Raw genomic sequence first — 25,827 nt, forward strand, 5'->3', positions numbered from 1 at the left:
CCTGCAGGCTCAGGCCGCTACTGCGGCATCCGCCTGCGCCTTGTGCTGCACCACAGGCAGATCGGGCAAGCCGAAATGGCCGCGCAGCGTGCTGCTCTGGTAGTCGCTGCGAAACAACCCGCGCTTGCGCAAAATGGGCACGACCTCGCTGGCAAACAGCTCCAGCTGCTGGGTGATGACCGGTGGCATCACATTGAAACCATCGGCGGCGCCCGTGCGGAACCAGTCTTCAATCGTGTCCGCCACCTGCTCGGGCGTGCCGGCAATTGCCAGATGCCCGCGCGCGCCTGCCAGTCGCTTGAGCAGCTGACGCAGCGTGAGTCCATCGCGCAGCGTGGTCTCCACATAGCCCATGGCGCGACTCCTGGAAGCTTCCACCAGCGCGGGGTCGGGAAAATCGTCGCGGGTCAAGCGGCGGTCCAGCGGCAGACTGCTGAAGTCATGGCCGCCAAAGCGGGCCGACAGGCGCCCCAATCCCACGTCGATGCTGGTCAGGCTGTCGAGCTCCTCCCACACCTGGCGGGCTTCGTACTCCGTGGATCCAATCGCGGCGCTGATGCCCGGCAGAATCACAATGTCCTCGGCCCTGCGCCCCAGAGCCTTCGCCTGCCCCTTGATATCGGCATAAAAGCCTTGTGCCGACTCCTTGCTGCCATGCGCCGTGAAAATGGCCTCGGCCCATTGCGCAGCAAAGGCCCGGCCCGTTTCGGACTGCCCGGCCTGCACCAGCACCGGACGGCCCTGGGGGCTGCCCGGCACATTCAGCGGTCCGCGCGTACGGATATGCGTTCCCGCATAGTTGACGGGGCGCACCTGGCCTATGTCCAGGAACTGGCCCGATTCGGCATCGTCCACCACCGCAGCGCCCGGAAAGCTGCGCCACAGCGCATCCACTGCGGCCACGAACTCGTCGGCGATGCGGTAGCGCTCGGCATGCTCCACGTTCTGCTGCAACCCGTAGTTCTCGCCGGCCCGGGGCAGCCAGGAGGTCACGATATTCCAGCCTGCCCGGCCCTTGGACAGGTGGTCCAGCGTGGCGAACTGCCGCGCCAGCGTATAGGGCAGGCTGTAGGTGGTGGAAGCCGTTCCGATCAGCCCGATGCGCTCGGTATGCTGCGCCAGTGCAGCCAGCAGCAGCAGCGGCTCCAGCTGGCCTGAAGAGGCCATCTGCCCGTTGTCGGGCCCGACCAGCCCGTCGGCCAGAAACACGGCATCGAATTTGGCGGCCTCGGCAATGCGGGCAGCATCCACATACAGTTGCAGATCGGTCAGTGCCTTGGGATTGGCGCCGGGGTGACGCCAGGCACCTTCATGGTGGCCTCGCGTCATCAGAAACAGGTTCAGGTGTAGTTGTCGTGTCATGGCACAGCTTCTTTCAGACAAATTCGGCTTCCACTCCCAGACTACGCAGCAAGGTCGTGCGCAACTGCATGAAAGCGGGGTGATCGGGTCGCCGCGGATGGGCCAGATCCAGCGCATGGTCTTCGGCAATCTTTCCGTCCCTGAGCACCAGAATCCGGTCTGCAAGCAGCAGGGATTCATCCACATCGTGGGTGACCAGAATCACCGTCGGGCGTATGCGCTCCACCATGCGCCGCAGCAGGCCATGCATGCGCATGCGGGTCAGGGCATCCAGTGCCCCGAAAGGCTCGTCGGCCAGCAGCACATGCGGCTCGCGCAGCAAGGAGCGAGCCAGTGCCGCGCGCTGCTTTTGCCCGCCCGACAAGCTGGCGGGCCAAGCCGCTGCCTTGTCTTCCAGCCCCACCTCGCGCAGCAACTGAGCTGCGGCAGGCCGGGCAGCCTGCGCGTCCAGGCCCAGCGTCAGGTTGTCCAGCACCGTCAGCCAGGGCAGCAGGCGCGAGTCCTGGAACAGCACGGAGACATTGCCATGGGCCAGCGCCGCCCCCGAACTCCGGGCCTCAGCATCGAGGCCGGCCAGAGCCCGCAACAGCGTGGTCTTGCCGGAGCCCGACTCCCCCAGCAATGCCACGAACTGCCCGGGGGCGATATCGAGATGGAGGTCGTCGAGCACCTGCTTGCCATGAAAGCTGCGGCTGAAGCCATGCAGGTGCACGGCACCTGCCAATGATGGACGGTTCATGATCCCAGCGACCTCCGATAGGACAGCACACGTGCCTCCAGGCGCCGCACTGCGGCATCGGAGAACAGACCCAGCAAGGCGTAGATCAGGATTCCCACCACGATCACATCGGTCTGCCCCCAATCGCGCGCACGGTTCATCAGATAGCCGATACCGGTCTGCGTGTTGATCAGCTCCAGCACCACCAGCGCCGTCCAGCACAGCGAGACCGCCATGCGCAGGCCGACAAAAAAGCCCGGCAAGGCTCCCGGCAGGGCCACCTTGCGAATGAACTCGGCACGCGACAGTCCCAGCGTCTGAGCCAGCTCCACATGACCGATGTCTATGCTGCGCAGCGCTGCATGGGTGTTGATATAGATGGGAATCAGCACGGCGGTGAAGATGAGGAAGACCTTCATCGCCTCGCCTATGCCCAGCCAGATGATGGCGAGAGGAATCAGCGCCAGCGTGGGAACGGCCCGCTTGATCTGCACCAGACCATCGATCAGGGCCTCGCCGCTGCGGCTCAGTCCGGCGACCAGCGCCAGCAGCACGCCCACCACAATGCCCAGAAACAGCCCTGTGTAGGCTCGCCCGGCCGAAGCCAGCAGATGCGGCAGCAGGCTTCCATCAAGGGCCATTTCATAGCCTGTACGCAATGCCTGCGACGGTGCGGTCAGCGTCTCGGACGAAAGATATCCCAGGCGCGATGCGGCCTCCCATACCAGCAGCAGCAGGGCCGGCCCGGCCAGCAGCATGCCCGGCGACAGGCGGTCCTGCACCAGTGCCGGGGCCTTGCGGTCTGGCACGGCAAGCGGCGCTCCGGTCTGAGACTGCCAGCCGGCCACGCGCGCTTCCAGAGGAATCGGAGTCATCACGGCAACTCCTCAGCGATTGGCGACGATCACGCCGTCATAGCTCGCCACAAAGGAGTCCCTGGCATCCAGGCGCCGGGGCAAACTGCCAGCGCTGTGCAGGATGTCGATGAGCTTCTGATGATGAGGCTGGGCCTGTGCGGCGGTCTGGAACTCGAGCGGAGCCTGCGCCGCCTGTATGGCCGCAGCGCTCTCGGCATCGAGGCGCTGGAAATTGCGCAGGTAATGCTGCTCCCATTCCTTGCGATGGACATTGCTCCAGCGCCCCGCGCGCACGAAGGAGGCCAGGAACTCGCGGATGGCCTCGGCCTTCTGCGGATCGGCCAGCACATCTGGGCGGGCATAGATATAGGAGGTGGACGGCAGCAGTTGACGCTCCAGTGGATCGGGCACCACACGCGCACCGATCTGCCTGGACAGCCGCGTGACATGCGGCTCGGCAATGGTGGCGACATCCACGGCCCGGGCGCGCAGGGCATCGTTGAGTTCGGCCACGCGCAGATGCACCAGCGTGACATCCTTGAGCGTCAGGCCTGCCCGGTTCAGGGCCTCGATGAGGAAAACCTGGCGACCCGAGCCTTCGACATAGCTCACGCGCTTGCCACGCAGATCGCTCAGGCGCTCCACCCCGGCGCCGGCATGTTGCAGCAAACGATATTCCGCTCTGGCTCGGGTGAAGGTTGCGATGATGGGCAGGTTCACGCCTGCTGCGCGCGCCTGGATGGGAGGCGTGTCTCCCACATAAGCCATGTCCAGCGCTCCGGCGCGGATGGCCTCGAAGATGGCCGGACCGCCGGCAAAATTGGGCAGCTCCAGCTGAAAGCCGGTCTTCTTGCGTTCGCCGCTGGCATCCAGCAGATGGCGAATCAGCTCGCTCTGATCAGCGACAACCAGCCTGGTCTTGGCGTCCACCGCAGCATGCGCAGCACCGGTGATGCCGGCTGCCGCCATTGCCAGCCATGAAGGCCCGGCCAGCAGAAATCGACGCTTGTCCACTTTCTTCTCCCATGTATGCAATGGGACAGATGCTAGGGAGCAGTCGACAGATCAAAAAATATTGATTTCAAATTTGGAAACAACCAACTCATCCGAGCGCCGGTGTCGGTCCAGCGGACGCACATGGATTTCGCTGTGCTGTCAGGCACTTAAGGCGGCAGGCGCCCATCGAGGCCAGGCGCACGAACGCACAACAAGCTTTGATTCGGCAATATGCTCATGAAATCAATGTTGTTGAGGCCCGGGGAAATGACTGACCATCCGGGCGTCTGCCTATCAAGGCACAGGCCATCGGCAGGCCTGACCCTCACAATGCAAAAAGCAGCCCGACCCACCAGTAGCCGGACTGCTTTTCGCATCTTGGATGTCCTGTCCGGCTGGCTCCTTCGAGCCATGCCGGGCTCGATCAGCGCATGAGCGCTCAGTGACCGCCGACGTAGATGAACTTGAACAGGAACAGGGCAGCAATCACCCACATGATCCAGTGCACCTCCTTGACCTTGCCCGTGCACAGCTTGAGTACGGCATAGGTGATGAAGCCGAAGGCCAGACCGTTGGCGATGGAGTAGGTGAAAGGCATCATCAGCGCGGTGACGACTGCCGGTATGGCTTCGGTGGTTTCATCCCACTGCACTTCCGTCAGGTCACGCAGCATCAGGCAGGCCACGAACAGCAGAGCAGGCGCAGTGGCATAGCCGGGCACGACACCGGCCAGCGGCGCGATGAACAGGCAGGCCAGGAAGAGCATGGCAACCGTGAGAGCCGTCAGACCGGTACGGCCGCCGGCCTGCACACCGGCAGCGCTCTCCACATAGGCGGTGGTGCTGGAGGTACCCAGGATGGAGCCCACAAAGATCGCGCCTGAATCGGCCAGCAGCGAGCGGTTGAAACGCCCCATGCGCTCGGGCACCAGCAGGCCGGCGCGGCGCGCCACGCCCATCAGCGTGCCGGTGGCATCGAACAGTTCCACCAGGAAGAACACCAGCACCACATTGAGGAAGCCCGTGGTCAGCGCCGTCTTGATGTCGAGCTTCATGAAGGTGGGCTCGATGGAAGGAGGTGCCGAGAAGATGCCGTGGAAGGTGTTGCCGCCGAAGAAGAACGAGGCCACGGTCACGGCCAGGATGCCGATCAGCAAGGCGCCCGGCACCTTGAGACGGTCCAGCACCACGATCAGCAAAAAGCCCAGCAGCGCCATGATGACCTCGGGCTTGTGCAGATCGCCCAGCGTCACATAGGTGTTCTGGTCGGCCGCAACCACACCGGCGGTCTTGAGCGCGATCAGCGCCAGGAAAAGACCCAGACCCACGGTGATGGAAACGCGTATGGACTGCGGTATGCCCTTGATGATGAGCTCACGCAGTCCCAGCATGGTGCAGATCAGGAACAGACATCCCGAGACGAACACCGCCCCCAGGGCAGCCTCCCACGTATAGCCCATCTTGAGCACCACCACGTAGGCAAAATAGGCGTTCAGCCCCATGCCCGGCGCCAGCGCAATCGGGTAGTTGGCATACAGCGCCATGATGGTCGAGCCCAGCGCTGCGATCAGGCAGGTGGCGACAAAGACCGAGCCCTTGGGCATGCCCGCATCCCCCAGAATGGAGGGGTTGACGAACATGATGTAGGCCATTGAAAGAAAGGTCGTCAGCCCTGCGACCAGTTCCGTGCGCACATTGGTGTTGTGCTCCCTGAGTTTGAATATCCGCTCTGTCCAGTTCATTGCATAGTCTCCGTGTTGTTTTGCATGCGAGGCGCAACGCGAGGAACGCGCCCGGTCCTGCGCCGCCAAATGAGCGGCGCAGCACATGGCCTTGCCCCGCGGCAAACAGCCATGACTCAGAATGGCTGCCGCCCCGCAAGGCGACAACACCTGTGAGGAAAAACTAGCCAGTGTGCCCTTGAACGGCTTCCACTGCGCGCAGGATGGCTTCTGACGTGGCAGGCGCCTGCAGAGGAGGGTTCATGCGGTGCTCGCCGGCGGCCGACACCGCATCGCGAATCGCGAAGAACACCGAGAACGGCAGCAGCAGCGGTGGCTCGCCCACGGCCTTGCTGCGGTGGATGGAGTCTTCATAGTTGTCACCCTCGAACAGGCGCACATTGAAGACCGGCGGGCAGTCATTGGCCGTAGGAATCTTGTAGGTGCTGGGCGCATGGGTCGTGAGCTTTCCGGTTTGCGGATGCCAGACCAGCTCCTCGGTGGTCAGCCATCCCATGCCCTGGATGAAGGCGCCCTCCACCTGGCCCACATCGACGGCCGGGTTCAGCGAGCGGCCCACGTCATGCAGCACATCGGCGCGCAACAGCTTCCATTCGCCCGTCAGCGTATCAATGACCACTTCGCTGACGGCCGCGCCATAGGCAAAGTAGAAGAAGGGGTGGCCCTTCATGCGCTTGCCATCCCAGTGCAGGCCGGGCGTGGCATAAAAGCCATCCGACCACAGCTGCACACGCTGCAGATAGGCGGCGCGCACCAGCTCGGCAAACGGCACATTCTGGCCATTGACCTGCACCGCATTGTTGGCAAAGCGCACGTCATGGGCATCGCCGCCATGCAGGCGTGCGGCGCATTCGGCCAAACGCTCGCGCAGCTGGCGTGCGGCATCCTGTGCGGCCTTGCCGTTGAGGTCGGCTCCCGTCGAGGCAGCCGTGGCCGAGGTGTTGGCCACCTTGCTGGTATCCGTCGCCGTCACGCGCACATTCTCGAATGCCACGCCCAGTTCATGTGCCACCACCTGCGCCACCTTGGTGTTCAGGCCCTGGCCCATTTCGGTGCCGCCATGGTTCACGAGAATCGAGCCATCGGTATAGATGTGGACCAGTGCGCCGGCCTGGTTGAAGTGGGCCACATTGAAGGAGATGCCGAACTTCAGCGGCGTCAGCGCCAGGCCGCGCTTGAGCACGGCACTGCCGGCGTTGAAGGCATTCACAGCCGCACGGCGCGCACGGTAGTCGCTGGACTCCTCCAGCTCGGCCACCAGCTCGTGAATCACGTTGTCGGTCACGACCTGCTCGTAAGGCGTGATGTTGCGCTCGCCCTTGCCGTAGAAGTTGACGCGCCGCACATCGAGCGGATCGCGCCCCAGGCTGCGCGCCACCGTATCCAGAATGTTCTCGATGGCAATCGCGCCCTGAGGTCCGCCAAAGCCACGGAAAGCCGTATTGCTCTGGGTGTTGGTCTTGCCCATATAGCCATGCATGAGCACATCGGGCAGCCAGTAGGTATTGTCGAAATGGCAGAGCGCACGCGTCATCACCGGCGCCGACAGATCGGCAGAGTGACCGGCGCGCGAGACCATGGAGATCTCGGCTCCCAGCACGCGGCCTTCATCGTCATAGCCCACTTCGTACTCATACCAGAAGCAGTGACGGCGACCGGTGATCATGAAGTCGTCGTCGCGGTCCAGACGCAGCTTGACCGGTTTCTGCAGCCTGGTTGCCGCCACGGCCGCCACGCAGGCGAACAGCGCCGACTGCGACTCCTTGCCGCCGAAGCCGCCACCCATGCGCCGGCATTCCACATGCACGCTGTGCGAAGCCACGCCCAGAGCATGAGCCACCAGATGCTGCATTTCGCTGGGATGCTGGGTGGAGCAATGAATATGCACGGCTCCGTCTTCCTTGGGCGTGGCGTAGCTGATCTGTCCTTCCAGATAGAACTGCTCCTGCCCGCCCACATCGAAGGAACCCTTGAGGCGGTGCGGCGCGGCATCCATGGCGGCGCGCGCGCCGCCTTCCCGGGTGCTGCGCTCCAGGTGCATGGGCGGCATCACATACTGGCCCAGCTCATGGGCCTTGCGCGGTGTCAGCACGGGCGGCAGCTCGCTGATGGTGGCCGCAGCCTTGGCCAGGGCGGCCGCACGTCTTGCCGCATCGCGCGAGCGGGCAATCACGGCGAACAAGGGTTGGCCTACGTAGCGGATTTCGCCATCACACAGAATCGGGTCGTCATGAATGATGGAGCCGCAGTCGTTGACACCGGGGATGTCGGCAGCCGTGATCACCTCCACCACTTCGGGCATGGCGCGCACGGCCTCCAGCGCCAGCGCCGTCAGACGGCCGTGGGCCACGGGCGAGAGCCCCAGCGCGCAGTGCAGCGTGCCTTCCAGCTCGGGCAGGTCGTCGATATAGGCGGCCTCGCCGGCCACATGCAGGTGTGCGGACTCGTGCTTGCGGCTGACGCCCACGCGCGCGCCCTGATCATGGGCCTTGGCTTCGGTCACTTCGTCAATGCGATAGGCCTGATTCTTGCGGTAATCGGCAAAGGCTTCCGCCACCAGTTCATTCGTCAATTCAAGGGGGTTGTTCATTTCAGACTCCTTGCTCCACGGCGGCGGGAACGACGTGGGGCATCACGCTCCAGACACTGGTCGCATCAGTGCCCTGCGGCTGATCGGCGCGCGTTTCCAGCCACAGACGCTGGATCAGGTTCTGCGCCACCTTGAGGCGGTAATCGGCGCTGGCGCGCATATCGCTCATGGGCTTGAAATCCTGGGCCAGCGCGACCTGCGCGGCCTTCACGTTTTCAAGGCTCCAGGGCTTGCCCAGCAGGGCCGCTTCGGCTGCCGCCGCTCTTTTGACCGTGGCGGCCATGCCGCCAAAAGCCAGCCTGATGGATCGCACGATCTCGCCATCGAGCTCGATGGCAAAGCCGGCGCACAGGGCCGAGATATCGCAGTCGAAGCGCTTGCTGATCTTGTAGCCGCGCACCTGGCGCTGCATGGCCGCCAGCGGCACCGCCAGGGCCTGCACGAACTCGCCAGGCTCCAGCTGGTTCTTCATATAGTCCAGATAGAAATCCGTCAGAGGCATGCGGCGCACGCGCTCGCCCTTGCGCAGCTCGATCTGCGCATCCAGTGCCATCAGCACCGGCGGCGAATCGCCGATAGGCGAACCATTGGCCACATTGCCGCCCATGGTTCCCGCATGGCGGATGGGCGTGGAGGCAAAGCGCAGCCAGACATCGGTCAGGCTGGGCCAGCGCTGCACCAGCGCACTCCAGGCCGATTCCAGCGAAGCCCCGGCGCCGATATACAGCTCGCCGCCCTCGGCATCGGGCCGCACCTCGATGCGCTTCATCTCGGCCACGTCGCCGACATAAATCATGTCGCCCAGGTCGCGGAACTGCTTGTTAACCCAGAGCCCCACATCGGTGGAGCCTGCCACGATGCGGGCCTTGGGCTTGGCCTCGCACAGACCGGCCAGATCCGCCAGCGTGCGCGGAGCATGGAAGAAGTCCGTGCGCAGGCCCTGGGGCGCCGCATAGTTCAGCCCTGCATTGCCGGCCTGCAGGCCTTGCAGCGCAGCCACCACGGGCGCCGTATCCAGTCGCACCGCAGGCAGGTCGAACATGCGCTGACCGGCATCGAGAATCGGACGGTAGCCCGTGCAGCGGCACAGATTGCCCGAGAGTTCGTCGGCCAGTTGCTGACGCGTGGGCTCGCTGCCCTGCTGCTGATGATGCTCATAGGCCGACCACAGCGTCATCACGATGCCGGGCGTGCAGAAGCCGCATTGCGAACCATGGCACTCCACCATGGCCTGCTGTACCGGATGCAGGCTTTGTGGGCCTGCGGGCTTGCCGGCGCAGGCAGACTTGCCCGCGCACTGGCTCTTGAGGTCTTCCACCGTGAACAAGGCCTTGCCATGCAGGCTGGGCAGGAACTGAATGCAGGCATTGACGGTCTGCAGGCGCAGGCCGTTGACGGCCTCGGTATCGCCGGCTTCGGCCAGCTCGCCGATGACTACCGTGCAGGCACCGCAGTCGCCTTCGTTGCAGCCTTCCTTGGTGCCGGTGCAATGGGCATCCTCGCGCAGCCATTGAAGCACGGAGCGTGTGGGGTGCGGGCCTTGCACTTCCACCACCTCGCCGCGGTGGAAGAAGCGTATCGGTTGAGAGTTCTGACTGGTGCTCATGATCGTGGGACAGGGTGAGATTGAATGCCTGCATGCAAGATGCATTCCAAACGCAGCATTCGTCAAGATCGAAGGCTACGCCTGCATGGGCAGCTTCTCATACAGACGCGCTCATAGGGGCTATGTAGCGCGTCATATATCCGTGACCAAAATCAAGGGTGAACCCGTACAAAACCCGGTTCCCTACGGGTAAGTCCCAGGAAGTGGGAGCCGAGTCGCGCTCCCCTATCAATATCTAATAGCGCCTTTTAATCAATGACTTCAAATTGAAAACAATCTGAAATCATTTATTGACAAGCGCTATAAGCTATCAAATTTTCAGGCATCGCCACCATCCGGAGCCGGGCGCACAGGCTCGTCGGCATCGAGCTGGCTGAACACCAGCGTCGCCGCCAGCGTCATCAAGGCCACCGTCACAAAGGTGGCGCGAATGGCCTGCATGCGCTCGTCGCTGTGCGCCGGCCACATATCGCTGAAGCCCGTCAGCAAGGCTCCGCCCAGGGCCACGCCCATGCTCATGGCCAGCATCTGCACCATGGACAGCAGGCTGTTGCCGCTGCTCGCAGACTCGCCCTCCATGTCCTTGAGCGTGACCGAATTCATGGCCGAGAACTGCATGGAGTTGAAGCCGCCGAAGATGAACAGCTGCACCAGCAACAGCCAGACCGGCGTGCCCGGCACCACCAGCCCGAAGGAGGCCAACATCACCGCCAGCATCACCGAATTGACCTGCAGCACGCGTTTGTAGCCAAAGCGCTGCACCGTGCGCACGGCAATGCGCTTGACCAGCATGCTGCCGGTGACGGTGGCCAGCATCATCAGGCCCGCGTTCATGGGCGACATCTTGAGGCCGACCTGCAGCATCAGCGGGATCAGGAACGGCGCGGCGCCGCTGCCGAAACGGGTGAACAGATTGCCCAGCAGACCCACTCGCAGCGAGCGCACCTTGAACAGCCCTGGCGCAAACAGCGGCTCCTCCACGCGCAGCGCATGCATCCAGTAGCTGGCCAGGCTGGCCATGCCGAACACCATGAGCACCACCACCAGCGCCATGCCCAGCCCCATGCCGGACAGGCCGTCCAGCGCAATAGAGATGGCCACCATGCCGAAGGCCAGCATGGCATAGCCCTTGCCGTCAAAGCGGTGCACGGGCACCGGCGCGCTGCGCGGGAACCAGCGCCAGGTGGCCCACAGCCCAATCAGGCCCACCGGCACATTGATCCAGAAGATCCAGTGCCAGCTGGCGTACTCCACCATCCAGCCGCCCAGGGTAGGCCCCAGCAACGGCCCGACCTGGCCGGGAATGGCAATAAAGCTCATGGCGCGAATGAACTCGCCACGCGGATAGGTGCGCAGCACGGCCAGCCGACCCACGGGCAGCATCATGGCGCCGCCCACGCCCTGCACCACGCGTGCCGCGATCAGAAACGGCAGGCTGGGCGAGAGCGCGCACAGCACCGAACCCAGCACAAACAGGCCTATCGCCCAGCCGTAGACGCGCCGCGTGCCAAAGCGGTCGGCCACCCAGCCCGTGGCCGGAATCAGCATGGCCGTGGTCAGCGCATAGGCCACGATGACGGACTGCATCTTCATCGGGCTCTCGCCCAGTTCGGTCGCCATGGCCGGCAACGCCGTGTTGAGGATGGTCGCGTCCAGCGACTGCATGAAAAAGCCTATGGCCACCAGCCAAAGCAGTCTTTCTTTATGGGGGGCACTATGGTGCGCGGTGGGCATCTCACCCATGGGCAGCTCCGGAACGAGGCGGCAAGGCAACAAAAAAGCCGCTGACAAGCAGCGGCTTAAGCAATATGCGGGCGCCAGACCAGAGCGGTCGGCGCGCAAACAATCATTTCACTCAGACCGAGAAGCTGGAGCCGCAGCCGCAGGTGGTCGAGGCATTGGGATTCTTGATCACGAACTGAGCGCCCTGCAAGTCTTCCTTGTAGTCGATCTCGGCACCCACCAGATACTGATAGCTCATGGAGTCGATCAGCAGCGAGACACCGTTCTTGGTCATGGTGGTGTCGTCGTCGTTGGTGATCTCGTCGAAGGTGAAACCGTACTGGAAACCGGAGCAGCCACCACCTTGCACAAAAACGCGCAGCTTCAGATCGGGATTGCCTTCTTCGGCAATCAGATCGGCCACCTTTGCAGCAGCGCTGTCGGTGAAGACGATGGGGGAAGGCATTTCGGTGGTCGTGGTTTCAGCAACGGCGCTCATGGCATTACTCCGTAGTTTCTTGATTGCCTGAAATGGTACAGCAAGGGGCTCGGGAATACCGGCCGTACCTCTTTGTCGCCAGTGCAAGTGGGGGCTTTGCGCAAGCGCTGGACAAGGCTGCGGCCGCCCATGAAAAAACCGCCAGGAATTGCATTCGAGGCGGCTTTTCTTGAAAAGACTCCGCAGAGTCTTTCCTGCAGGGGAAACGGATTAACGCTTCGAGAACTGCTTGGCGCGGCGTGCGGAGTGCAGACCGACCTTCTTACGTTCGACTTCACGAGCGTCGCGAGTCACGAAGCCGGCTTGGCTCAGTGCAGGCTTCAGAGCTGCGTCATAGTCGATCAGGGCACGGGTGATGCCGTGACGGGTTGCACCGGCTTGACCGGATTCGCCGCCGCCATGGACGTTCACTTGAATGTCGAAAGTCTCCAGGTTCTCAGTCAGAACCAGGGGTTGCTTTGCGATCATGATGGAGGTTTCGCGACCAAAGTACTGCTGAATGTCCTTGCCATTCACAGTAATCTTGCCGGAGCCCTTCTTCAGAAACACGCGAGCGACGCTGGACTTGCGACGGCCTGTGCCATTGTTCCAATCACCAATCATCTAGGTCTCCTTAGATTTCCAGAGCCTTAGGCTGCTGTGCGGTATGGGGGTGCTCAGCACCGCCGTAAACCTTCAGCTTCTTGATCATGGCGTAGCCCAGAGGACCCTTGGGCAGCATGCCCTTGACGGCCTTCTCGAGAGCACGGCCAGGGAACTTGGCTTGCAGGTCGCGGAAGTTGGTGGCAGTGATGCCGCCGGGGAAACCGGAGTGACGGTAGTACACCTTGTCCAGGTTCTTGGTACCAGTGACCTTGAGCTTGGAGGCGTTGATGATGACGATGTAGTCACCGGTGTCAACGTGAGGTGTGTAAATGGCCTTGTGCTTGCCGCGCAGACGGAGTGCCACTTCGCTGGCGACACGTCCGAGCACCTTATCGGTGGCGTCAATCACAAACCACTCGTGTTGCACCTCAGCGGGCTTTGCGCTGAATGTAGACATGAGTTTTCTCTTTCAAGAAGGTTTGGCGGTCCCTTTTCCGCGGTCGGTGCTTCTTCTTGAAAAAGACAGGTCTTTTAAAGGAAGCCTCTTAGGCGGGGTTACTCGGACCAATTTAAACTTGGCCCAAGCCTTCGCCGCGGGAACCATAAAATCGCTGCGAAGCCCGCCATTATACAAAAACGCCAGAATCTGCGTGTTTTCGTGCAGCAGCCTGTTGTGAAACAGCCCCTAGTGCCTGTTTCTCCCTCTGCACCCAGGCGCCGACAGCCTTTAAAGACCACAGGGTAAAAAGTGCTGTTCCCCTCTTGCCCTGCTGGTTACCATCCATTTCTATGTTCAGTTACCGCCACGCCTTCCATGCAGGCAATCACGCCGATGTGCTCAAGCACACCGTTCTGATTGCCACCGTGCAATACCTCACGCAAAAAGAGGCTGCGCTGACGGTGCTCGACACCCACGGCGGCGCCGGCCTGTACCGCCTGGACGGCGACTACGCCAGCAAGAGCGGCGAGGCCGAGGAAGGCGTGCTGCGCCTGGCTGCCGCCAAGGAGGCCGAACTGGCCCCTGTGCTGCAGGACTATCTGCAGATGGTGCGTCGCTTCAACCAGGGCAATGCCATCCGCAACTATCCCGGCTCGCCCTTCATCACCCAGGCGCTGCTGCGCGGTCATGACCGTCTCAAGGCCTTTGAGCTGCACCCCACGGACATGCGCTCTCTGACCGGCAACATGGCCCAGCTGGAGGTCAGGCGCCAGGTCGCCATCCTGCATGAGGATGGCTTTGAAGGCGTGAAGAAATTCCTGCCTCCGCCATCGCGCCGCGCCTTGCTGCTCTGCGATCCGAGCTACGAATTGAAGACCGACTACGGCCGTGTGCTGGACATGGCGGCGGACGGTCTCAAGCGCTTTCCCACAGGCACTTACGCCGTCTGGTACCCCATCATCCCGCGCCCCGAAGCCCATGATCTGCCCAAGCGGCTCAAGACCATGGCCACCAAGGCTGGCAAGAGCTGGCTGCATGCAACGCTCACGGTCAAGAGCAACAAAACCTCCGAACGCGGCGGCCTGCCCGCCAGCGGCATGTTTCTGATCAACCCGCCGTTCAATCTCAGGGATCAACTCAAGCCCGCCATGCCGCAGCTGGTCAAACTGCTGGGTCAGGACAGCAATGCAGGCTTTACGCTGGAGTCTGGCGGCTGATTGGCGGCTGTAGGCCGGCCCTTGCCGGCCCTCTGCAGTCCGGGCGCGCCAGCTTCACTGGCCGCACCCCTTCAACAGCAACAATGGTTCAGCGCTTGCGCTTGGCGGTCTGGGAGACCTTGCGCGCGGGCTGATTCGCGGATGCCGCGCGCGTCTTGGAGGCGGCAGCGCCCTGCGCCACACTGGGATGGCGCTTCTTGCCCGAAGCATTGAGCGTGGCCGGGCACTCGTCCTCATCGGCGTCCAGCTGCCACAGCTCCACGGGCTTGATGCCCAGACCCAGCATGCCCAGCTCCTGGGCCGCGGCCTTGCTCAGGTCGATGACGCGACCTGGCGCGAAGGGGCCGCGGTCATTGATACGCACCACCACGCTCTTGCCGGTCACGGAGCTGCGCACGCAAACGCGCGTCCCGAAAGGCAGGGTCTTGTGCGCTGCCGTCATGTCCATGCTGTCAAAGCGCTCGCCGCTGGCCGTCTTGCGGCCGTGGAACTGCTCGCCATACCAGGAGGCCAGGCCCGCCTGGTCGCTTTCACGCGGAGGGCTCAGCTCGTACTTGTTGCTGTCTTCGGGCAGGTCTGCCTTGTCGGCATCCGCAGGCTTGTTGGCCTTGACGCCCAGACCTTTGTCGCGATAGTTGCTGCGCGCATAGGCGTCGGGCAGCAGGGGAGCGGAGACCGTGGGCTGCGCACCCTTTTTTCGGGGCTGGCTCTGAGCGACGGGGGGCTGTTCCTCGGGCTTTTCCTGCAGCGGAGCACAGCCGGCCATGGTCGCGGTGACGACGGCAAGACCTATCCACTGACAACAACGCAAGCGCCAAAATTTCGGTTGCACGGGCGCAATCTCCTTGAAAGCTCAAGTGAGAGCCGCCCAAGACCGGCCGCCTCGCGGCCGGCAAGCTTTTGGCTTACAGACCCAGACGGTCGCAGATCTCCAGAGTGGCGACGCTCTGGTTCATCGTATAGAAGTGCAGCCCGGGAGCACCCTGGCTGCGCAACTGCTCGCATAGATGAGTCACGACATCCAGACCGAACGCACGAATGGAAGCGGTGTCATCTCCGAACGCCTGCAGACGCAGACGAATCCAGCGCGGAATCTCGGCACCACATGCATCCGAGAAGCGCATCAGCTGTGTAGAGCTGGTAATCGGCATGATTCCTGGCACGACCGGCACGTCGAGCCCCAGAGCCCTCACCTCATCGACAAAGCGCATGTATGCGTCGGCATTGTAGAAGTATTGCGTGATGGCGGAATCTGCACCAGCGCGCACTTTAGCAACAAATGCGTCCAGATCGCTGCGAGGGGACTTTGCTTGGGGGTGAGTTTCAGGATAGGCGGCGACTTCGATGTGAAACCAGTCGCCGAACTCCTGGCGCACGAAAGCCACCAGATCGCTGGCGTACTGGAACTCGCCGCCCAGGCCGTAGCCGCTGGGCAGGTCGCCGCGCAAGGCGACGATGCGCTTGACGCCCATGGCCTTGAGCTCGTTCAGCTCGGCGCGCACTTTCTCATGCGTGGCGCCGATGCAGGAGAAGTGCGAGGCCGCGCCCACACCTTCGTTCTGAATGTCGCGAACCATGGTGAAGGTGCCTGCCTGGGTGGAACCGCCCGCGCCATAGGTCACGGAGCAGAACTCGGGCTTGCGCGCATACAGGGCCTGGCGCACGCCCACATGCTTGGCAGCGCCTTCGGGCGTCTTGGTGGGGAAAAACTCGAAGCTGACGGGAAAGCTCATGGCGGTCTATGTCTCTGAATCCTGGATCATGTGCGGGCGTCGAAGGCTCGGCACCCGCCACGCTTTTTACTCAACGCTCAACGTTCGTTGCGCTTTTTCTGCTTGCTGCGGGCCGGGCCGGGCTGGCCGAAGCTGGCCACCTCGGGGTCTTCATACAGCTCCTGCTTGGCGCGCTGGGCCTTGATGTCGGCACGCGAAGGGCGCTTGGCGGCCGCCTTGACGGCCGCCTTGACGGCCGGCCTGGCCGCAGCCGCTTCGTCTGCAACGACGGGGGCCGGAGCCTTGACTTCGGCGCCCTGCTGGGCCCAGACAAAGAATTCGTGATTGCCGTCGCCGCCCTCAATGGACGAGTCCAGCCACTGCTTGACGCTCAGCCCCAGATCGCCGAGGCAGTCGCGAATGCGCTTTTCGACCTCGGCGTACAAGGCCGTGTCGCGCACGATGCCGCCCTTGCCGATCTGGCCGGGCTGCAGCTCGAACTGCGGCTTGACCAGCATCAGCAGCTGGCCATGAGGCTTGAGCAGCTGCACCACGGCAGGCAGCACCAGGGTCAGCGAGATAAAGGACAGATCGCCGGTCACGAAATCAAAGGCCGGGCTGATGTCGATATTTTCGGTACCGGGCTTGCGGCGCAATTCCACCGGAGCCAGACCTTCGGCACGGGCCTTGGCCTTGGCGGCGCGCTCGGCCTTGAAGCTCTCGACATCCTGCTCCTTGGCATCGTCGCTGTCGTCATAGTCCTCATCGACCTGACCGCCGTTGCGCATCCAGGCATAAGGAGCGACGGGCTGGGTGTCGTTGTCCTCTTCTTCCTCGATGACTTCGCACAGCGCCTCGTCGCAGGCCTTCTCCAGCAGCTCGGGCGTCAGCGCGCGGGCGTTGAAGCCCTCGACGCAGACCACGCGCTCGTCATTCTTCAGGCGCTCGTGCAGCTGGCCGTGGCCCACGTCGATGCCGATGACCTGGGTCGCACCGGCCTGCAGCAGGCAATCGGTGAAGCCGCCCGTGCTCTGGCCCACATCCAGGCAGCGCAAGCCCTTGACGCTGAGGCCGGTCGCGGCCAGCGCGCCTTCGAGCTTGAGCCCGCCGCGCGAGATGTATTTGGCCTCGGCGGCGTCCAGCAGCTGCAGCTCGGCACCGGCAGGAATGTCATCGCCGTTCTTGGCCACTTTCTTCCATGGTGCCAGCGGCGTCAGGCGCCACTCCACACCCGAGGCGATCAGGCGCTGGGCCTGGGAACGGGTGGCAGCATGACCTGCTTCAACCAGAAAAACATCTGCGCGCATAGCGTCGCTTCCTTTGAAATAAACCGGCGCCAGGCGCTGCACAAAGGTGCAGCGGGCAAAAGAAATCTTTTAAGATAGCAGCCTACGCTTGATACATCTTGATTTCAGATAAATATTCACCTGAAATCTATGTATGACGTGCGCAAGCAGCTATTAAATTTAAACCACGACAGCCGCTCACTAATATTGGCAGAGCCTAGCAAAGTGGCAGCGAGCAAGCGCCGCCGCGCAGCAAAGCTGTCGTCCCCCTCCCCTAGCGCGCAGCGCGTAGAGAGAGGGGGAAGGCGCGGGGCCGCCCAGGCAAAGCGCCTCAGGGGGTGCTATTAATAACGATAAGTTTCAGGCTTGTAAGGGCCTTGCTTGCTCACGCCGATATAAGCGGCCTGCTCGTCGCTCAGTTCGGTCAGCATGGCGCCGACCTTCTTCAGGTGCAGGCGGGCGACCTTTTCGTCCAGGATCTTGGGCAGCACATAGACCTTGCCCACTTCGTAGGCGTCGGGGCGGGTGAACAGCTCGATCTGCGCCAGGGTCTGGTTGGCAAAGGAGTTGGACATCACAAAGCTGGGGTGGCCGGTGGCGCAGCCCAGGTTCACCAGACGGCCCTTGGCCAGCAGGGTGATCTTCTTGCCGTCGGGGAACTCGATCTGGTCGACCTGGGGCTTCACTTCTTCCCACTTGTACTTCTCGATCGAAGCCACATCGATTTCGTTGTCGAAGTGACCGATGTTGCAGACGATGGCCTGATCCTTCATGGCAACCATGTGCTCGTGGCGGATGATGTCCTTGTTGCCGGTGGTGGTCACGAAGATATCGGCCTTGTCGGCAGCGTATTCCATGGTCACTACACGATAGCCTTCCATGGCGGCCTGCAGGGCATTGATGGGGTCGATCTCGGTCACCCACACTTGGGCCGACAGCGCGCGCAGGGCCTGGGCGGAGCCCTTGCCCACGTCGCCATAGCCGGCCACGCAAGCCACCTTGCCGGCGATCATCACGTCGGTGGCGCGCTTGATGCCGTCCACCAGCGATTCGCGGCAGCCGTACAGATTGTCGAACTTGGACTTGGTCACCGAGTCGTTGACGTTGATGGCGCGGAACAGCAGCGTGCCCTTGGCCGACATTTCGTTGAGGCGGTGCACGCCGGTGGTGGTCTCTTCGGTCACGCCCATGATCTGGGCCGACTTGCGGCTGTACCAGGTGGGATCCACGGCCAGCTTGGCCTTGATGGCGGCGAAGACGATGCGCTCTTCTTCCGAACCGGGGTTGGCCAGCACGGACAGATCCTTCTCGGCGCGCTTGCCCAGGTGCATGAGCATGGTGGCGTCGCCGCCGTCGTCCAGGATCATGTTGGGGCCTTCGCCTTCGGTACCGGCGGCACCGAATTCAAAGATGGAGTGGGTGTAGTTCCAGTAGTCTTCCAGCGACTCGCCCTTGATGGCATAGACAGGCACGCCGGTTTCGGCGATGGCGGCAGCTGCGTGATCCTGGGTCGAGAAGATGTTGCACGAAGCCCAGCGCACTTGTGCACCCAGAGCCGTCAGCGTCTCGATCAGCACGGCGGTCTGGATGGTCATGTGCAGCGAGCCCGTGATGCGCGCGCCCTTCAGGGGCTGGGCAGCGGCGAACTCCTCGCGCACGGCCATCAGACCGGGCATTTCGGTTTCGGCGATCCTGATTTCCTTGCGGCCCCAGGCAGCCAGGGAAATATCGGTAATGGCCGAATCAGCGGGGTTGAAGCGCACGGCAGCGTTCATGGTTTTCTCCAAAACTTGAATGAAAAACCACGTTCTGCAGCAGAGGGGGAATAAACCGGCTCACCGCACAGAAAGCGTGGGCGAGCGTCGTTGCGGGATGAAATCCGAGCCTCACGCCCCGCGCAGACCAGCTCATGGCTGGCTGGGGAACGCTGCAACGCTCCTCGGATGGACGGCGATTATAAAGGAATCAGCCTTCCAGGCCCACCAAGCGATAACCGACTTGCAACTCGGTTACCAGATGCCGGGGCTGGGCCGGATCGAGCTCTATCTTCTGGCGCAGGTTGGCCATATGCACGCGCAGATAGTGGGGGCGGTCCAGATATTCAGCGCCCCAGACCTGCAGCAGCAACTGGCGGTGGGTCAGCACCTTGCCATGGCCGGCAATCAGGGCCGCCAGCAGGCGGAACTCTATGGGCGTCAGGTGCACGGCCACTCCGTCGCGCCTGACATCGTGCGCCGCCAGATCCACCACCACCGCGCCGAAACGCGCACAGCTACCGGGCTTGTCTGACGCCGACGCCTGCTGGCGGCGACGCAGCATCACGCGCAGCCTGGCCAGCAGCTCGGGCACGCCAAAGGGCTTGGTCAGATAGTCATCGGCCCCAGCGTCCAGCGCCGCCACCTTGTCCTCTTCCCGCTCGCGCGCGGACAGGATCAGAATCGGCAGCTGGCTCCAGCCGCGCAGCTCGGCAATCACGGTCTTGCCATCGGCATCGGGCAGCCCCAGGTCCAGCACCACGGCGTCGGGCTGGCGGCTAGCGGCCTCGATCAGGCCGCGCCTGGCGGTTTCTGACTCGAACACCTGCCAGCCTTCGTCCTCCAGTGCCAGGCGCACAAAGCGGCGGATGCTGGCGTCGTCTTCAATCAGCAAAATGCGGGGTGCGGCGCTTGTCATGTTCGGATTTGCATGTGATGCACGGGATTGTCGGCTCATTCGTCCATGGCCGGCTGCTCGGGCACGGGCAGCGAGATGCTGAAAACGGTGCCCGGCCCGGGGTCTGCCGCCGCCACTCGCAATCTGCCGCCATGGGCTTGCACGATGCGCTGAGCCAGCGCCAGGCCGAGCCCCATGCCGAACACGGCACTCTCCGCCTGCCCACGCGTGAACGGCTCGAACAGTTGCTCGGGGGACAGATGCCCGGGCAGGCCCGGCCCCGCGTCCTGCACGCTCAGCACACAGTCGCCGTCGGCCACGCTCGCTGCCACTGTGATCGTCGTGCCTTCGGGTGTGTACTTGATGGCGTTGTCCAGCAGATTGACCAGCACACGCTCCATCAGCACGGCATCGAGCTGCAGCAAGGGCAGATCGGCCGGCAGCGAGGTCTGCAGCGCATGAGCGGCCAGTCGCTCGCGCATCTGCGCCAGCGCGCTGCCCACCAGTTCGTCCACCGGCAGCCATTCACGCTTGAGCTGCACGCCGCCTTGCTGCAGGCGCGCCATGGCCAGCAGGTTGTCCACCAGTTGCTGCAGCGCCTGTGCCTGATTGCGAATCTGCACCAGCATGTGATGCGCCGGCCCCTGCGGCGCATGTGGCAAGGCCGCCTGGGCCGCGCCCAGGATGCCCGTCAGCGGCGTGCGCAGATCATGCGAGACGGCCGAGAGCAAGGTGTTGCGCATGCGCTCGCCTTCCATGGCGATCTGGGTCTGCTGCGCCACCTCCACAAAATGCACACGCTCCAATGCCAGGGCGATCTGGCTGGCACAGGCTTCAAGCAGACGGCGCTCCTCGGGCACTCGCAATCGTTGCGGCGCACGCAGCTGCAGCACCAGCACGCCACGCGAACGCACGGGCGCCATCAGCGGCACATAAAGTGCCGGCGCAGCTGCCAGGGTATCGGTTCCATGGCCGGCCATCTGGCCATGCTCCATGCTCCAGCGACCCACGCTGGTGTCGATCTGAGCTTCGCTGCCAGGCGCCAGCTGCAGGCGCTCATCGGCATCGGGCACCAGCAGCCCGGTCTGGGCATCGAAAACGCCTGAAATCGTGGTCAGCGCGATCTGCGTGACCTGCTCCTGCGTCAGCGCACCCGACAGGTCACGCGCCAGCCTGGCCAGCGCGCCGGCCCGCCTTTCGCGCTCTGCGGCCACGCGCGCCTCGTGGCGCAGCCGCGCCGTCAGCTGGCCGCAGACCAGGGCCACACCCAGCATCAGGCTGAAGGTGAACAGGTATTGCGTATCGTTGACGCTGAAGGAGTTGCGCGGCGGCACAAAGTAGAAATCGAACAGCAGCACCGACAGCAGGGCCGCCCATGCTCCAGGGCCGCGCCCCCAGCGCACGGCAGACAGCACCACCACCAGCAGGAAAAGCATGACGACATTGGCCGGATCGAACACCCGCAGCAGCAGCTCCGCCACCGCTGTCGCGGCCAGGCAAGCCAGGGTCACGCCCGCATAGCCCTTCCACGGAATGGTTTTTTCACGCGCCGCCGGCAATCGCAAGGTGCTCTCGTTCTTGCTTTGCTTGACGGACAGCAGCAGCACGTCCAGGCCGGGATCCAGCGCCGCAATCTGTTCGGACAGACTGGGGGCACGCCAGCGCAGCCAGCGGCTCAAAGGTTCATGCACACGCGCCAGCACCAGATGACTGGCATTGCGCTCGCGCGCAAAGTCCACCAGAGCCTGGGCCACATGAGCACCGGGGATGGTGGCCGTTTCCGCACCCAGACGCGCCGCCAGCGCCAGGGTCTTGAGCACGGCCTCCTGCGCTGCCCGAGGCCTATGCTGGCGCTCCGGTGCATCCACATAGACCACCACCCAGTCGGCCTCCAGCCGCCTGGCTAGGCGCGCCACCTGGCGCACCAGGGCATCGTCACCGGCGCGGCCGCCCACGCCTACCAGCAAGCGCTCGCGCGTGGGCCAGACATCGCCGATGGAGCGCTCGCGGCGGTAGTCGCGCATGTCCTCATCGACACGATCGGCCGTGCGGCGCAGGGCCAGCTCGCGCAGCGCCAGCAAATTGCCCTGGCGAAAGAAATTGCGCGAGGCCCGCTCGGCCTGCTCCAGCGGATAGACCTTGCCCGACTTGAGGCGCTTGAGCAGCTCCTCGGGCGGGATGTCGACCACGATGACCTCGTCGGCATCGTCAAAGATATGGTCGGGCACGGTCTCATGGACCTGTATGCCCACAATGCCGCCCACCACATCGTTCAGGCTTTCCAGATGCTGAACGTTGAGCGTGGTCCACACCTCGATGCCAGCCTCCAGCAGCTCCTGCACATCCTGCCAGCGCTTGGGATGGCGTGAGCCGCTCACATTGCTGTGTGCCAGCTCGTCGAGCAGCAGCACCTCCGGGCGGCGTGTCAGAGCGGCATCGAGGTCGAACTCGTCCAGCTGCCTGCCCTGGTAGGCCAGCGTGCGCCGCGGCAGCAGCTCCAGGTCGTGCAACTGCTGCTCGGTCTCGGCACGGCCATGCGTCTCCACCAGCCCCACCAGCACCTTGCGCCCGGCCTGCCGCTCGCGCTGCGCGGCCGCCAGCATGGAATAGGTCTTGCCCACTCCGGCATTGGAGCCAAAGTAGATGCGCAGCTTGCCGAGATGGGCGCGCTGCCGATCTGCCTGCAGTTGAGCGACCAGCGCGTCGGGGTCGGGGCGCTGCGCGGCGGATGATGGTGTGGATGAAGGCATCAGGCGATCAGCGTATCACTCAAGCCCGGTCAGAACCCGGCACTCAGGCCCAACAGCCAGCCGCTGCGCGCCAGATCACGCCATTGGCCACGACTGTTGACGGCGCTGTAATACCTGGCATCGGCCGAGGTACCCACGTACGCAAGCGATGCTGTCCACGGGCCCCAGGCCCTGGATAGCGAGATGCGCCAGTCGGCATAAGAAACCTCGCTGTAGTTGCGCACCCAGGTATAGCCGCCATGCAGGCCCAAGGTTGCGAGATCGCCCAGCGGATGCTGATAGTTCAGATCCAGATACTGGCTGCCGCGACTGCTGCCCGCTGGTTGCAGCGCAGTGGCGAACGCCGAGTCGGCGGTACTCTGGCCCAGGCCGAAATAAGGCGTCAGTGCCACAGACCATTTGATGCTCAGACCACCATGAGTCGCCCCCAGATAGAGCTCGGTGGTGTCAAAGCGTTTGCTGCTGCCATCGCTTGCGCCCAGGCGTGCGCCGGGATAGCGGTACTGCAAAAGCCCGACATCCAGCAACCAGTCAGGCACGAGCTCGCCGCGCCAGCCACCATAGATATCGTGCTCCAGCCCCTGGCCCCGGCCGTAGCTGTTGGTAGAGACATTGGACAGCGACGTGCCCAGATAAAAGCCCTTGGGCAAGGCCAGCTCCACTGCGCCCTGCACTGCCGCGCCTTGCCAGGTCTGCGAGATGCCGCGAAAGCGGTAGTCACTGATCAGGCCCAGCGAGCCGGTCAGGGAAGACCTGCTGTCGGCCTGCGCAGGAGCTGAGCTTTCAGAAGCAGATTGCGCTTTTGTTTCCTCGGCAGCAGAGGGCTTTGCACAGCTCAAGGCAATCATCAGCAACGCAGAGCCGATGGCCCAGGAGCGCGAGGCGTGAAATGGTTTTTGGGGATGGAAGAGACGCATGATGGTGAAGCAAACAGATCAGACTTGCCGCGCCCGCAGGGAACGCGGACAAGCCACAGAAACGAGAAAGCAAGGCCTGGATATGACTTAGACGAGGCCCAGAACTGTCAGCAGCATGTCGATGAGCTTGATGCCCACAAACGGCACGATCAGCCCGCCCAGGCCATAGATCAGCAGGTTTCGGCGCAGCAGCAGGGCCGCACCCACGGCGCGATACTGCACACCACGCAAGGCCAGCGGCACCAGGGCGATGATGATCAGTGCATTGAAGATCACGGCACTCAGGATGGCGGAATCGGCGCTGTGCAGCTGCATCACGTTGAGCGAGGCCAGTTGCGGATAGGTGCCCACAAAGGCGGCAGGAATGATGGCGAAATACTTGGCCACATCATTGGCAATGCTGAAGGTGGTCAACGCGCCGCGCGTCATCAGCATCTGCTTGCCGGTTTCCACCACCTCGATCAGCTTGGTGGGGTTGGAGTCCAGATCCACCATATTGCCGGCCTCTTTGGCAGCCTGGGTGCCGCTGTTCATGGCCACGGCCACATCGGCCTGGGCCAGGGCCGGAGCATCGTTGGTGCCGTCCCCCGTCATGGCTACCAGGCGGCCCGCCGCCTGGTGCGAGCGGATCAGCTGCAACTTGTCTTCGGGCCTGGCTTCGGCCAGGTAATCATCCACCCCTGCCTCGGCGGCAATGGCGGCTGCCGTCAGCGGGTTGTCGCCCGTCACCATCACCGTCTTTATGCCCATGCGGCGCAGTTCGGCAAAGCGCTCGCGCATGCCTGGCTTGACGATGTCCTTAAGCTCGATCACGCCCAGCACCTTGGCGCCATCGGCCACCACCAAGGGCGTGCTGCCCTTGCGCGAGACGTTATCCACAGACAGTTGCACCTGAGCCGGGAAGCTGCCTCCCAGTGCCTCGACATGCCGGCGCACGGCATCGGCGGCCCCCTTGCGCAAGCTGCGCAAGCCTTGTGGACTCTGCAGATCCACACCACTCATACGCGTCTGTGCGGTAAAGGGTACGAACTCGCCCGGGAAATCCGCACTGCTGCGATCGGGCAGGCCATGGCGCTCCCTGGCCAGAGCCACCACGCTGCGGCCTTCAGGTGTTTCATCTGCCAGAGACGACAGCTGTGCGGCTTCGGCCAGTTGCGCGGCGCTCGTTCCAGGGGCCGGCAGAAACTCGCAGGCCTGGCGGTTGCCCAGGGTGATGGTGCCGGTCTTGTCCAGCAGCAGCACGTCCACATCACCGGCAGCCTCCACGGCCCGGCCCGAAGTGGCGATGACATTGGCCTGCATCATGCGGCTCATGCCGGCCACGCCAATGGCCGACAGCAGGCCGCCAATGGTGGTCGGAATCAGGCAGACCAGCAGCGCAATCAGCACGGCAATGCCGACCACCGAGCCCGTTCCGGCCTGTGACACCGCAAAGGCCGAGAAGGGCCACAGCGTGACGATGACCAGCAGAAAGACCAGCGTCAGCCCCACGAGCAAAATCGTCAGCGCCATCTCGTTCGGAGTCTTCTGGCGCTTGGCCGACTCGACCATGGAGATCATGCGATCCAGGAACGACTCGCCGGGGTTGACCGTGACTTCCACCACCAGCCAGTCCGACAGCACGCGCGTGCCGCCGGTCACCGACGAGAAGTCGCCTCCGGCCTCGCGGATCACGGGCGCGGATTCGCCGGTGATCGCGCTTTCGTCCACCGAAGCAACGCCCTCGATCACCGTGCCGTCAAGCGCAATCGTGTCGCCGGCTTCCACAAAGATGACCACGCCCTTGCGCAGTTCGCTGGCGCGCATGGGAATCCATGAGCTGCCGAAATGCGGTTGTTGCAGCAGCTTGGCCACCGTATCGCGCTTCATGCCGCGCAGGCTGGCGGCCTGGGCGCGGCTGCGGCCCTCGGCCAATGCTTCGGCAAAGTTGGCAAACAGCACGGTGAACCACAGCCACAGCGCAATCGCCAGGACAAAGCCGCTGTTCTCGCTGCCCGGCTCCATCAGGCTCTGCCACCACAACAGAGTGCTCAGGATCGCACCCAGATACACCACAAACATCACAGGGTTGGCCCACTGCGTACGCGGCGAGAGTTTGCGCAGCGCATCCCACAGAGCCGATTTCGCCAGCTTGGCATCGAGCAGGCTGCGACCTGCCGTTATTTTCTTGGTGCTCAT

The 25,827-nt window shown here is 63.4% G+C and carries 20 protein-coding genes and 1 riboswitch; of the genes, 1 reads left to right on the forward strand and 19 read right to left on the reverse strand.

Translation table 11 applies throughout. The features are described 5' to 3' along the window. Positions 1-9: 9 nt before the first annotated feature. From EIC84_RS07870 to rplM, 11 genes are all read right to left on the reverse strand, one after another. The gene (locus tag EIC84_RS07870) at positions 10-1,362 is read right to left on the reverse strand and encodes an LLM class flavin-dependent oxidoreductase (RefSeq protein WP_003061744.1); all 1,353 of its coding nucleotides are present in this window, start codon (positions 1,360-1,362) and stop codon (positions 10-12) included. A gap of 13 nt (positions 1,363-1,375) precedes the next feature. Continuing rightward, positions 1,376-2,101 carry an ABC transporter ATP-binding protein gene (locus tag EIC84_RS07875; protein WP_034361283.1) on the reverse strand — a complete coding sequence of 242 codons (726 nt, stop codon included), beginning with the start codon at positions 2,099-2,101 and terminating at the stop codon, positions 1,376-1,378. Next, positions 2,098-2,955, reverse strand: coding sequence for an ABC transporter permease (locus EIC84_RS07880; protein ID WP_003061740.1), 858 nt, complete (start codon positions 2,953-2,955; stop codon positions 2,098-2,100). Before EIC84_RS07880 ends, EIC84_RS07875 begins: the two co-directional genes overlap by 4 nt. Positions 2,956-2,967: 12 nt before the next feature. Further along, on the reverse strand, positions 2,968-3,951 hold the full coding sequence (locus EIC84_RS07885) for an ABC transporter substrate-binding protein (protein WP_003061738.1): 984 nt from the start codon (positions 3,949-3,951) through the stop codon (positions 2,968-2,970). 421 nt (positions 3,952-4,372) lie between these two features. Further along, on the reverse strand, positions 4,373-5,674 hold the full coding sequence (locus EIC84_RS07890) for an NCS2 family permease (protein ID WP_003061737.1): 1,302 nt from the start codon (positions 5,672-5,674) through the stop codon (positions 4,373-4,375). A gap of 163 nt (positions 5,675-5,837) precedes the next feature. Beyond that, positions 5,838-8,264 carry a xanthine dehydrogenase molybdopterin binding subunit gene (xdhB, locus tag EIC84_RS07895; protein WP_003061735.1) on the reverse strand — a complete coding sequence of 809 codons (2,427 nt, stop codon included), beginning with the start codon at positions 8,262-8,264 and terminating at the stop codon, positions 5,838-5,840. Between the two features lies 1 nt (position 8,265). Then, entirely contained in the window at positions 8,266-9,870 is a 1,605-nt protein-coding gene (gene xdhA, locus EIC84_RS07900; RefSeq protein ID WP_003061732.1) for a xanthine dehydrogenase small subunit, read from the reverse strand. A gap of 318 nt (positions 9,871-10,188) precedes the next feature. After that, on the reverse strand, positions 10,189-11,661 hold the full coding sequence (mdtD, locus tag EIC84_RS07905) for a multidrug transporter subunit MdtD (RefSeq protein WP_255432025.1): 1,473 nt from the start codon (positions 11,659-11,661) through the stop codon (positions 10,189-10,191). Positions 11,662-11,725: 64 nt separating this feature from the next. Further along, positions 11,726-12,091, reverse strand: coding sequence for an iron-sulfur cluster insertion protein ErpA (gene erpA, locus EIC84_RS07910; RefSeq protein WP_003059000.1), 366 nt, complete (start codon positions 12,089-12,091; stop codon positions 11,726-11,728). A 210-nt stretch (positions 12,092-12,301) separates the two neighbouring features. After that, complete coding sequence (rpsI, locus tag EIC84_RS07915) at positions 12,302-12,694, reverse strand: 30S ribosomal protein S9 (RefSeq protein ID WP_003059002.1); 393 nt, start codon at positions 12,692-12,694, stop codon at positions 12,302-12,304. A gap of 10 nt (positions 12,695-12,704) precedes the next feature. Beyond that, positions 12,705-13,133: a 50S ribosomal protein L13 gene (gene rplM / locus EIC84_RS07920; protein ID WP_003059004.1), complete on the reverse strand. Its 429-nt coding sequence runs from the start codon at positions 13,131-13,133 to the stop codon at positions 12,705-12,707. 332 nt (positions 13,134-13,465) lie between these two features. Here rplM and EIC84_RS07925 point away from each other — a divergent pair, with 332 nt between their 5' ends. Further along, on the forward strand, positions 13,466-14,332 hold the full coding sequence (locus EIC84_RS07925; RefSeq protein ID WP_003061727.1) for a 23S rRNA (adenine(2030)-N(6))-methyltransferase RlmJ: 867 nt from the start codon (positions 13,466-13,468) through the stop codon (positions 14,330-14,332). Between the two features lie 88 nt (positions 14,333-14,420). On the opposite strand, the gene EIC84_RS07930 is transcribed toward EIC84_RS07925, so the two are convergent. The 8 genes from EIC84_RS07930 to kdpB form a co-directional block, all read right to left on the reverse strand. Next, positions 14,421-15,098: a septal ring lytic transglycosylase RlpA family protein gene (locus tag EIC84_RS07930; RefSeq protein WP_003061725.1), complete on the reverse strand. Its 678-nt coding sequence runs from the start codon at positions 15,096-15,098 to the stop codon at positions 14,421-14,423. Between the two features lie 139 nt (positions 15,099-15,237). Continuing rightward, positions 15,238-16,065, reverse strand: coding sequence for a methylenetetrahydrofolate reductase [NAD(P)H] (gene metF / locus EIC84_RS07935; RefSeq protein WP_003061724.1), 828 nt, complete (start codon positions 16,063-16,065; stop codon positions 15,238-15,240). 77 nt (positions 16,066-16,142) lie between these two features. Next, complete coding sequence (locus tag EIC84_RS07940) at positions 16,143-17,351, reverse strand: TlyA family RNA methyltransferase (protein ID WP_003061723.1); 1,209 nt, start codon at positions 17,349-17,351, stop codon at positions 16,143-16,145. Between the two features lie 323 nt (positions 17,352-17,674). Beyond that, positions 17,675-19,105 (reverse strand): adenosylhomocysteinase, encoded by a 1,431-nt coding sequence (gene ahcY, locus EIC84_RS07945; protein ID WP_003061721.1) that lies wholly within the window; start codon positions 19,103-19,105, stop codon positions 17,675-17,677. Positions 19,106-19,180: 75 nt separating this feature from the next. Beyond that, positions 19,181-19,277, reverse strand: a riboswitch (S-adenosyl-L-homocysteine riboswitch). An 18-nt stretch (positions 19,278-19,295) separates the two neighbouring features. Beyond that, positions 19,296-20,003: a response regulator gene (locus EIC84_RS07950; RefSeq protein ID WP_003061719.1), complete on the reverse strand. Its 708-nt coding sequence runs from the start codon at positions 20,001-20,003 to the stop codon at positions 19,296-19,298. A gap of 35 nt (positions 20,004-20,038) precedes the next feature. After that, complete coding sequence (locus EIC84_RS07955) at positions 20,039-22,732, reverse strand: sensor histidine kinase KdpD (protein WP_003061718.1); 2,694 nt, start codon at positions 22,730-22,732, stop codon at positions 20,039-20,041. Between the two features lie 29 nt (positions 22,733-22,761). Then, the gene (locus EIC84_RS07960) at positions 22,762-23,649 is read right to left on the reverse strand and encodes a TorF family putative porin (protein WP_003061716.1); all 888 of its coding nucleotides are present in this window, start codon (positions 23,647-23,649) and stop codon (positions 22,762-22,764) included. A gap of 87 nt (positions 23,650-23,736) precedes the next feature. Further along, positions 23,737-25,827, reverse strand: a complete 2,091-nt coding sequence (gene kdpB, locus EIC84_RS07965) for a potassium-transporting ATPase subunit KdpB (protein ID WP_003061713.1) — start codon at positions 25,825-25,827, stop codon at positions 23,737-23,739.

Source organism: Comamonas sp. A23 (genome assembly GCF_004522605.1).
Taxonomy (GTDB): Bacteria; Pseudomonadota; Gammaproteobacteria; order Burkholderiales; family Burkholderiaceae_C; genus Comamonas; species Comamonas thiooxydans.

What these genes read in the sequence shown, in the direction of transcription:
- EIC84_RS07870 (WP_003061744.1), bottom strand. Translation starts at nt 1,362, where the DNA reads ATGACACGACAACTACACCTGAACCTGTTTCTGATGACGCGAGGCCAC.
- EIC84_RS07875 (WP_034361283.1), bottom strand. Translation starts at nt 2,101, where the DNA reads ATGAACCGTCCATCATTGGCAGGTGCCGTGCACCTGCATGGCTTCAGC.
- EIC84_RS07880 (WP_003061740.1), bottom strand. Translation starts at nt 2,955, where the DNA reads ATGACTCCGATTCCTCTGGAAGCGCGCGTGGCCGGCTGGCAGTCTCAG.
- EIC84_RS07890 (WP_003061737.1), bottom strand. Translation starts at nt 5,674, where the DNA reads ATGAACTGGACAGAGCGGATATTCAAACTCAGGGAGCACAACACCAAT.
- xdhB (WP_003061735.1), bottom strand. Translation starts at nt 8,264, where the DNA reads ATGAACAACCCCCTTGAATTGACGAATGAACTGGTGGCGGAAGCCTTT.
- xdhA (WP_003061732.1), bottom strand. Translation starts at nt 9,870, where the DNA reads ATGAGCACCAGTCAGAACTCTCAACCGATACGCTTCTTCCACCGCGGC.
- erpA (WP_003059000.1), bottom strand. Translation starts at nt 12,091, where the DNA reads ATGAGCGCCGTTGCTGAAACCACGACCACCGAAATGCCTTCCCCCATC.
- rpsI (WP_003059002.1), bottom strand. Translation starts at nt 12,694, where the DNA reads ATGATTGGTGATTGGAACAATGGCACAGGCCGTCGCAAGTCCAGCGTC.
- rplM (WP_003059004.1), bottom strand. Translation starts at nt 13,133, where the DNA reads ATGTCTACATTCAGCGCAAAGCCCGCTGAGGTGCAACACGAGTGGTTT.
- EIC84_RS07925 (WP_003061727.1), top strand. Translation starts at nt 13,466, where the DNA reads ATGTTCAGTTACCGCCACGCCTTCCATGCAGGCAATCACGCCGATGTG.
- EIC84_RS07930 (WP_003061725.1), bottom strand. Translation starts at nt 15,098, where the DNA reads ATGGCCGGCTGTGCTCCGCTGCAGGAAAAGCCCGAGGAACAGCCCCCC.
- metF (WP_003061724.1), bottom strand. Translation starts at nt 16,065, where the DNA reads ATGAGCTTTCCCGTCAGCTTCGAGTTTTTCCCCACCAAGACGCCCGAA.
- EIC84_RS07940 (WP_003061723.1), bottom strand. Translation starts at nt 17,351, where the DNA reads ATGCGCGCAGATGTTTTTCTGGTTGAAGCAGGTCATGCTGCCACCCGT.
- ahcY (WP_003061721.1), bottom strand. Translation starts at nt 19,105, where the DNA reads ATGAACGCTGCCGTGCGCTTCAACCCCGCTGATTCGGCCATTACCGAT.
- EIC84_RS07950 (WP_003061719.1), bottom strand. Translation starts at nt 20,003, where the DNA reads ATGACAAGCGCCGCACCCCGCATTTTGCTGATTGAAGACGACGCCAGC.
- EIC84_RS07955 (WP_003061718.1), bottom strand. Translation starts at nt 22,732, where the DNA reads ATGCCTTCATCCACACCATCATCCGCCGCGCAGCGCCCCGACCCCGAC.
- EIC84_RS07960 (WP_003061716.1), bottom strand. Translation starts at nt 23,649, where the DNA reads ATGCGTCTCTTCCATCCCCAAAAACCATTTCACGCCTCGCGCTCCTGG.
- kdpB (WP_003061713.1), bottom strand. Translation starts at nt 25,827, where the DNA reads ATGAGCACCAAGAAAATAACGGCAGGTCGCAGCCTGCTCGATGCCAAG.